At 64.5% G+C, this 7,998-nt stretch carries 7 protein-coding genes; 4 read left to right on the top strand and 3 right to left on the bottom strand.

Annotated features, from left to right (window positions below):
- Window positions 1–148: 148 nt before the first annotated feature.
- Window positions 149–1,057 carry a LysR family transcriptional regulator gene (locus tag F6X61_RS22915; RefSeq protein ID WP_153788682.1) on the bottom strand — a complete coding sequence of 303 codons (909 nt, stop codon included), beginning with the start codon at window positions 1,055–1,057 and terminating at the stop codon, window positions 149–151.
- Window positions 1,058–1,134: 77 nt separating this feature from the next.
- Here F6X61_RS22915 and F6X61_RS22910 point away from each other — a divergent pair, with 77 nt between their 5' ends.
- Window positions 1,135–1,899, top strand: a complete 765-nt coding sequence (locus F6X61_RS22910; RefSeq protein WP_153788681.1) for a sulfite exporter TauE/SafE family protein — start codon at window positions 1,135–1,137, stop codon at window positions 1,897–1,899.
- Here the strand turns inward: F6X61_RS22910 and F6X61_RS22905 are convergent.
- Window positions 1,889–2,203 (bottom strand): putative quinol monooxygenase, encoded by a 315-nt coding sequence (locus F6X61_RS22905; protein ID WP_153788680.1) that lies wholly within the window; start codon window positions 2,201–2,203, stop codon window positions 1,889–1,891. The two genes, F6X61_RS22910 and F6X61_RS22905, sit on opposite strands and share 11 nt — an antisense overlap.
- 177 nt (window positions 2,204–2,380) lie before the next feature.
- Between F6X61_RS22905 and F6X61_RS22900 the strand changes: the two genes are divergently transcribed.
- From F6X61_RS22900 to ggt, 3 genes are all read left to right on the top strand, one after another.
- The gene (locus tag F6X61_RS22900; protein WP_153788679.1) at window positions 2,381–2,971 is read left to right on the top strand and encodes an NAD(P)H-dependent oxidoreductase; all 591 of its coding nucleotides are present in this window, start codon (window positions 2,381–2,383) and stop codon (window positions 2,969–2,971) included.
- A gap of 139 nt (window positions 2,972–3,110) precedes the next feature.
- Window positions 3,111–4,016 carry a LysR family transcriptional regulator gene (locus F6X61_RS22895; protein ID WP_153788678.1) on the top strand — a complete coding sequence of 302 codons (906 nt, stop codon included), beginning with the start codon at window positions 3,111–3,113 and terminating at the stop codon, window positions 4,014–4,016.
- A 109-nt stretch (window positions 4,017–4,125) separates the two neighbouring features.
- Window positions 4,126–5,793 carry a gamma-glutamyltransferase gene (gene ggt / locus F6X61_RS22890; protein ID WP_153788677.1) on the top strand — a complete coding sequence of 556 codons (1,668 nt, stop codon included), beginning with the start codon at window positions 4,126–4,128 and terminating at the stop codon, window positions 5,791–5,793.
- 79 nt (window positions 5,794–5,872) lie between these two features.
- Here the strand turns inward: ggt and F6X61_RS22885 are convergent, their stop codons facing one another.
- Window positions 5,873–7,792: a methyl-accepting chemotaxis protein gene (locus tag F6X61_RS22885; protein ID WP_153788676.1), complete on the bottom strand. Its 1,920-nt coding sequence runs from the start codon at window positions 7,790–7,792 to the stop codon at window positions 5,873–5,875.
- Window positions 7,793–7,998: the final 206 nt, after the last annotated feature.

Below are 7,998 nucleotides of genomic sequence, written 5' to 3'. Positions count from 1 at the left end.
CGCCAGTAGCCATGGAGGAAAAGCTCAAGGCAGCGGCATAAACCTTAACCGGTGTCCAAAATTACTTGACCAGTTCACCTTGCGCCGCGAAAGGGCCGCAAAGCGGCCCCAGCGTTACCACATAGATTGCCGGGGCCGCTGCGCAGCCCTATCGCGGCACAAGGCCGCTCCTACAGGTCGTCAGCAAATGCTCGACGAGCGCCGCCGTATAGCCTGGCAGCGCGGCAAAATCCCGGGCGCACACCTGCAATTGCCGGTTCGCCCACGCCTCCTGCAGCGCCACCCAGTGCAGGGGCAACACCCCCTCCCAGCGCCGTACCGAGGCCAATGGCACCACCCCCACGCCAGCCCCGCCAGCGACCATGCGGATCACCCCATCGAACCCCTCGGCGCGTACCCGCACCAGCATCCTGCGCCCCAGGCGCAGTGCCTGTTCCTCAAGGTGCAAGGCCAGTGCGCTGTTCGGGCCCAACCCGACATGCCCGTATGCAAGGCTTTGCACAAAGTCGGGCTCGGCCGCATCGGCCAGCGCATGCCCCACCGGCATCACCAGCACCAGCGGATCGTCGCGAAACGCTCGCGTCTGCAGATGCCCGCAGGGCGCAGCGGTTGAGACGATGCCCAGGTCGGCCATGCCTTGGGTAATGGCCTGGACGATGCGCAGGCTTGGCTGTTCCTGCACGTCGATGCTCACCCCCGGGTACTCGACCAGATACTGTGCCAGCAACTCGGGCAGGTACTCGGTCAGCGCTGCGGTGTTGCACAACAGGCGCACCTGGCCCTGCTGGCCCCTGGCGTACTGTGCCAGGTCGAATTGCAATCGCTCCACCTGCGCGGTGATCAGCCGCGCGTGCTGCTGCAGAGCCTGGCCGGCGGGCGTCGGCTGTACGCCGCGGCGATTGCGTTCGAGCAACGGGATGCCGAGCGAGGCTTCCATGGCGCGGATGCGTGCACTGGCGGCCGGTAGCGACAGGTGGCTACGGCGTGCGCCGGCGGTGATGTTGCCGCACTCCAGGGTGTGCTGGAACAGCGCAAGGTCGGTCAGGTCGAAATGCATCAGCCTCTGTCCTGGCAAAAGTCTGGCTGAGTATATGGCGAATTTTCAGGCGCGCGCCGGCAGGTCAGCATGGCGCCATGAATACCTTTCTTTCGTTCTATCAAAATATTGGCCCGGCATTGACGCTGCTGGTGATGCTCACCTTCCTGATGGCCGGGGCGGTCAAAGGGGTCATCGGCCTGGGGTTGCCGACCATCGCCATGGGCCTGCTTGGCCTGGCTATGCCACCGGCGCAGGCTGCGGCGCTGCTGATCGTGCCCTCGACGCTGACAAACCTGTGGCAACTCGCGGCAGGCGGGCATCTGCGGGCGTTGATGCGGCGCTTGGGCGGGCTGCTGTTGCTGATCTTCGTCGGCACCTTGCTGGGCAGTCGCTGGCTGGGGATCGACAGTGGCCCCTGGGCTGCCCACGCCTTGGGTGGTGCGCTGCTGGTGTATGCCCTGTATGGCCTGATCGGGCCGGACCTGCGCCTGGCGCGGCAGCACGAGCGCTGGCTGGGCCCGCTGTGCGGGCTGGTGACGGGGGTGGTCACGGCAGCCACCGGGGTGTTCGTGATGCCCGCCGTGCCCTACCTGCAGAGCCTCGGTCTGAGCCGCGACGAGATGGTCCAGGCCCTGGGCCTGTCGTTCACCGTCTCGACCCTGGCGCTGGCCATTGGCCTGGCCGGCCAGGAGCTACTGGACGGCCAGGCGCTGGGCGCCTCATTGCTGGTGCTGGCCCCGGCGTTGCTGGGCATGTTCGCCGGTACCTGGCTGCGCAGCCGTATCAGTGCAGCGCTGTTCAAGCGCGGCTTCTTCATCGGCCTGGCGCTGCTCGGCGGGCACCTGCTGATCAACGGTTAGCGGAGGAGGCGCTGAGCATTTCGATCATCTGGAAATCGAAGTCGCGCTCCAGGTACTTCATGCGGTTTTCAAAGAACTCCGCCATGTGCGGCAGGGCCGAGTGCACGTCCAGTGCTGCCTTGTCTGCCCACACCTCGAAGAACACGAACAGGCTCGCGTCTTCCTTGTCGCGCAGCATGTGGTACTCGATGCAGCCCGGCTCCTGGCGGCTCGGCTCCACGTAGGGGTGGAACAGTTGCTCGAAGGCATCGGACATGTCCGGGCGGGTCTTGGCTTGGAGGATGAAGGCGATCTGCTCGCTCATGGTGAGGCCTCTGTGGATGAGAAAGTGAGCAGATTCTAAGGCAATAATTGCCTGCAAATTCGTGATTTGCAGGCAAATGTATTTTGCCGTGCCCCGGCTTTATCTGCCGCCCGCGCCTGCCTAATCTGCCGCCATCCAATTGACCCGGTCGCCGATACCGACCCTTCGAGGCACACCATGAAAAACATTCTTCTGCTCAACGGCGGCAAGCAATTCGCCCATTCCGACGGTCGCCTGAACCAGACCCTGCACGACGCCGCCCTGGCCTACCTGGACCGCGCCGGTTTCAACCTGAAGCAGACCTTCATCGATGGCGGTTACGACGCCCGTGAAGAGGTCGAAAAATTCCTCTGGGCCGATGTGATCATCTACCAGATGCCCGGCTGGTGGATGGGCGCCCCCTGGACCGTGAAGCAGTACGTCGACGAGGTGTTCACCGCTGGCCACGGCAGCCTGTATGCCAGCGATGGCCGTACTCGCTCGGACGCTTCGCAGAAGTACGGTAGTGGTGGGCTGATCCACGGCAAGCAGTACATGCTGTCGCTGACCTGGAACGCACCCCAGCAGGCGTTCGATGACCCGGCTGACTTCTTCGAAGGCAAGGGCGTCGACGCGGTGTACTTCCCGTTCCACAAGGCCAACCAGTTCCTCGGCATGACCGGGCTGCCGACCTTTTTGGCGGTGGATGTGATGAAGCGGCCGGATGTGCCGGCGGCACTGGCGGCGTATGAGCAGCATCTGCAAGCGGTGTTCGGCAAGGCCGAGTGAGTGGTGCCAGATCGCGGGGCAAGCCCGCTCCCACGCTAGATCGTGGGAGCGGGCTTGCCCCGCGATGGTTTTGCAGGCTTGCGCGCTTGCCGCCCAAACGCTATCTATCAAAGCGATCCCCCACCAAGGCCAGCTCAGCGTGAAAACCCGCTCCGAAGAACTCCAGGTATTCGTCGCCGTCATCGATTGCGGTTCGATCTCCGCCGCTGCCGAGCAGATCGGCCAGACCCCGTCGGCGGTCAGCCGCACCTTGTCGCGCCTGGAGGGCAAGCTGGGTACCACGCTGGTCAACCGCACCACTCGGCGCATGGACCTGACCGAGGAAGGGCGCTTCTTCCTCGAACGTTCGCGGCAGATCCTCGAGCAGATGGACGACATGGAAGAGCGCCTGTCGATGCACCGCCAGACCCCGTCCGGGCGGCTGCGCATCAATGCTGCCGGGCCGTTCATGCTGCACGCGATCCTGCCCTGGATCAGCGAGTTCCGTCAGCAGTATCCCGGTATCGAACTTGAACTGAACACCGACGACCTGATCATCGACCTGCTGGAGCAGAGCACCGACGTCGCCATCCGCATCGGTGAGCTGGCCGATTCCAGCCTGCATGCCCGGGCGCTGGGCTGCAGCCCGGTACAGGTGCTCGCCAGCCCTGCGTACCTGGCCCGGCACGGCACCCCGCAGAACGTCGAGGACCTCGCCGAGCATTGCCTGCTCGGTTTCAGCGCCCCCGAGTCGCTCAACCAGTGGCCGTTGCGCCACGCCCAGGGCGAGCGCTGGGCGATCCGCCCGCAGTTGCTCGCGTCCAGCGGCGAGACCTTGCGCCAGTTGGCCATCGCCGGGGAAGGCATCGTCAGCCTGTCGCACTTCATGACCCACGAAGACATCCGCGCCGGCCGCCTGCAGGTGCTGCTGGCCGAGCACAATAACGGCTATCGCCAGCCGATCCATGCGGTCTACTACCGCAACACCCAGCTGGCCCTGCGCATTCAGTGCTTCCTCGATTTCATCCAGGCCAAGCTGGCGGCGTACGCCTGCGCAGTTGCCTGAATGCGACAACTGCTGCCCGTCGGCGGCGGAAATTTCCTACGGTGTTTGCTTAGTCGGAGCGCTTCGGCCTTAATGACTGATCAACAAAAACAACACCAAGGAAGTGCCCATGCGTCTTGTCATGTTCCAGTCATTGGCCCTAGGGGCCGCGATCCTGAGCTGTTCCTCCGCTTTTGCCGTGACGCTGGAAGGCGGCGCGGTGGCTGCGCCTGATCAATATGGCGCACAGGTGGCCGCCGATATCCTCAAGAAGGGCGGCAACGCGGTGGACGCCGCCGTTGCCACGGCCTTCACCCTCGCCGTCACCTACCCCGAGGCCGGCAACATCGGCGGCGGTGGTTTCATGACCCTGTTCGTCGACGGCAAACCCTACTTCCTCGACTACCGCGAAGTGGCCCCCAAGGCCGCCACCAAGACCATGTACCTGGATGACAAGGGTGAGGTGATCGAGAACCTGAGCCTGGTCGGCGTGCGTGCAGCCGGCGTGCCGGGCACGGTGATGGGCCTGTGGGAGGCACATCAGAAGTTCGGCAAGCTCAAGTGGAGCGAGCTGCTCACCCCCGCCATCGGCTATGCCAAGAACGGCTTCAAGATTGCCCAGAAGCAGTACCAGTACCGCGACGACGCCCAGGGCCTGTTCAAGACCGCCACCAATTTCAATGACTACTTCGGCAGCATGAAGGTGGGCGAGCTGTTCAAGCAGCCGGAGCTGGCGCAGACCCTGGAACGCATCGCCGACAAAGGCGTCAGCGAGTTCTACCAGGGCAAGACCGCCGACCTGCTGGTGGCGCAGATGCAGGCCGACAAGGGCCTGATCACCAAGGAAGACCTCAAGGACTACAAGGCGCTGTGGCGCAACCCGATGGCCATCGACTGGCGCGGCAACGTAGTCTACACCGCGCCACCGCCGAGCTCTGGCGGCGTCGCCCTGGCCCAACTGCTGGGTATCAAGGAAGACCGTGCGGCCGACTTCAAGGGCGTCGAGCACAACTCGGCCAAGTACATCCACCTGCTGGCCGAAATCGAGAAGCGCGTGTTCGCCGACCGCGCCGACTACCTGGGTGACCCGGCCTTTACCCAGGTGCCGGTGGACAAGCTGGTCGCCAAGGACTACCTGGCCAAGCGCGCAGCGCAGGTCAACCCGAACGCGATCTCCGCGACCGACAAGGTCAAGCCGGGCCTGGAACCGCACCAGACCACGCACTTCTCCATCGTCGACAAGCAAGGCAACGCGGTGAGCAACACCTACACCCTCAACCTCGACTACGGCAGCGGCGTGGTGGTGAAGGGCGCAGGCTTCCTGCTCAACGACGAGATGGATGACTTCAGCGCCAAACCCGGCGCGGCCAACGCCTTCGGCGTGGTGGGCGGTGACGCCAACGCCATCGCCCCGGGCAAGCGCATGCTCTCGTCCATGAGCCCGACCCTGGTGACCCGTGACGGCAAGGTGGTGCTGGTGGTGGGCACGCCGGGCGGTTCGCGGATCTTCACCTCGATCTTCCAGGTGATGAACAACCTGTATGACTACAACATGCCGCTGGAGAAATCGGTGGCGGCGCAGCGGGTGCATCACCAGCTGCTGCCCAAGGACACCATCTACTTCGACAGCTATGCGCCGCTCACCGGCAAGGTGGCCGATGACCTGAGGAAGATGGGGTATGTGCTGGAAGATCAGGGCTGGGAGATGGGCGACATCCAGGCGATCCGGGTGACCGGGGAGAAGCTGGAGACCGCTTCCGACCCGCGTGGGCGGGGCGTGGGGATGATCGTCAAATAGGGCAGGGTTGAAATGATCGCGGGGCAAGCCCGCTCCCACAGGTCGTGGGAGCGGGCTTGCCCCGCGATGCTTTTGTGGGTCAGACGCGGAACTGGCTGACCAGCGTCTGCAGGTGACCCCCCAGGCGCGCCAGCTCGACGCTGGAGGCCGCGGTTTCATCACTGGCCGCAGCGGTCTGCTCCGACACATCACGCACATTCAGGATGCTGCGGCTGATCTCTTCGGCCACGGCGCTCTGCTGCTCGGCGGCGGCGGCGATCTGCTGGTTCATCGACTGGATGTTCGACACCGTGCGGGTGATGTTCTCCAGCGAACCACCGGCCTTGCGCGCCAGTTCCACACTGCTGTCGGTCAGGCTGCGGCTGCCGTTCATCGCTTCGGCGACTTGCTGGGTACCGTGCTGCAGGCTGGCGATCAGGCCTTCGATTTCTTCGGTCGACTGCTGGGTGCGCTGGGCCAGGCCGCGCACCTCGTCGGCGACCACCGCAAAGCCACGCCCGGCTTCACCGGCACGGGCCGCTTCGATGGCGGCGTTCAGGGCCAGCAGGTTGGTCTGCTCGGCCACCGACTTGATCACATCCATCACGCTGCCGATCTTCTGGCTTTCCTGCTGGAGCAGGGTCATGGCGTCGGTGGAGCGTTTGACTTCCTGGGCCAGGCGTTCGATCTGGCTGATCGCCTCACCCACCACTTTGTCGCCGCCGCGGGCTTCGCCGTCGGCATTGGTCGCGGCAAAGGCCGCTTGTTCGGCATTGCGCGCCACTTCCTGCACGGTGGCGGCCATTTCGTGCATGGCGGTGGCCACCTGGTCGGTCTCGACCTTCTGGCTGTTGGCACCGGCGCTGGTCTGCTCGGTCACCGCCGACAGCTCTTCGGCGGCGCTGGCGATCTGGGTGACGCCGTCGCGGATACCGGTGATAAGTTCACGCAAAGTGGTGCCCATGCGGCCGATGCCCTGTTGCAGCACGCCGAGCTCATCGCGGCGAGTCACGCGCAGGTTCTGGGTGAGGTCGCCGCCGGCGATCTGCTCCACGGCCTGCAGGGTTTCGCGCAGCGGGCGGGTGATCTGGCGGGTGATGATCACTGCCGCCAGCACGCCGACCAGCAGTGCCAGCAGCGTGGCGGAGATCTGCAGGCTGCGGGCCTGGGCGCTTTCGATGTCGCGGCGCTCAAGCTGGATCTGGTACAGCGCGTCGCTGCGCTTGACGATGTCGGCGCCCTGCACGGTCATTTCAGCGCGGGCGGTGGCGATGCTGGCCACGGCGTCGCGGAACTGGCGCACGGCGTCACGGTAGCTCTGCACCGATTGCTCGAACTGGCCAATGCGCGTGGCTTCGTTGGGCAGCTGGCCCTTGAGGTTGTCGGCTTCGGCCAGCGCAGCATCCAGCTGGCGCAGGGCGGCCTGCTCGTTGGCGGCGCTGTTGTCGGCGATATAGCCACGCACGTCGATGCGCACCTGCAGCAGTTGCTGGCGCGCCTTGCTGATCAGCTGGTACTGGGTAAGCCGCACGCTGTCGCTCTCGGCGCGTGCCATGACGTCCTGGCTCAGGGTGTCCATGGCTTCGTCGGCCCTGACGGCCGAGGCGGTCATCACTTCACGGGCGGCCAGCGAGTTCTTGTAGCCGGCGCGCATCTTGTTCAGCGAGACCTTGTATTCGCTGATGGTCTGGCCCAGCTCACGCAGCAGCTTGACGTTCTCGGGGCTCTTGAAGGTGCTGGCCAGGTATTCCTGCTGCTTGCTGAACGCGTCCAGCTTGGCCTGGGTGTTGGCCGCCGCGGCGTCGTCGCCGTTGGCGATCATGTATTGCAGGCGGGCAATGCGCAGGTCGGTCAGGTCTTTGTTGAGCTGGCCGATGTCGCCCATCCAGTTGCTGCGGTCGATCAGGCTGCCCAGGCTGTTCCAGCCGGTCAGGGCCAGCAGGCCGGTCAGTACCAGCACCAGGCCGAAGCCCAGGCCGAGTTTGAGGTTGACGCTGATGTTGGCGAACCAGCTGTTCATGCACGCTCTCCCAGAAAATGATTTCGCTCACTTGATCTCAATCGCTGGGCGTTATTGTTTTGGGAGCCCTGCTGATTCGTGCAGGGGTTATCGGCAGGGCAGGGGGAAGCTGAAACGCTTTTTCAGCAGATTTGTAACTGGCTGAAAACGTTTGCGTTTTTTCAAAAAAAAACATCGCGGGGCAAGCCCGCTCCCACGCAGATTCG

Origin of the sequence: Pseudomonas sp. EMN2 (assembly GCF_009650555.1) — a bacterium.
GTDB lineage: Bacteria > Pseudomonadota > Gammaproteobacteria > Pseudomonadales > Pseudomonadaceae > Aquipseudomonas > Aquipseudomonas sichuanensis.
This window is presented reverse-complemented; position numbering and strand designations above follow the sequence as displayed.

Bases quoted from the DNA above. Each gene is read 5' to 3' on its own strand.
- F6X61_RS22905 (WP_153788680.1), bottom strand. From the start codon at position 2,203: ATGAGCGAGCAGATCGCCTTCATCCTCCAAGCCAAGACCCGCCCGGAC.
- ggt (WP_153788677.1), top strand. From the start codon at position 4,126: ATGCGTCTTGTCATGTTCCAGTCATTGGCCCTAGGGGCCGCGATCCTG.
- F6X61_RS22910 (WP_153788681.1), top strand. From the start codon at position 1,135: ATGAATACCTTTCTTTCGTTCTATCAAAATATTGGCCCGGCATTGACG.
- F6X61_RS22915 (WP_153788682.1), bottom strand. From the start codon at position 1,057: ATGCATTTCGACCTGACCGACCTTGCGCTGTTCCAGCACACCCTGGAG.
- F6X61_RS22885 (WP_153788676.1), bottom strand. From the start codon at position 7,792: ATGAACAGCTGGTTCGCCAACATCAGCGTCAACCTCAAACTCGGCCTG.
- F6X61_RS22900 (WP_153788679.1), top strand. From the start codon at position 2,381: ATGAAAAACATTCTTCTGCTCAACGGCGGCAAGCAATTCGCCCATTCC.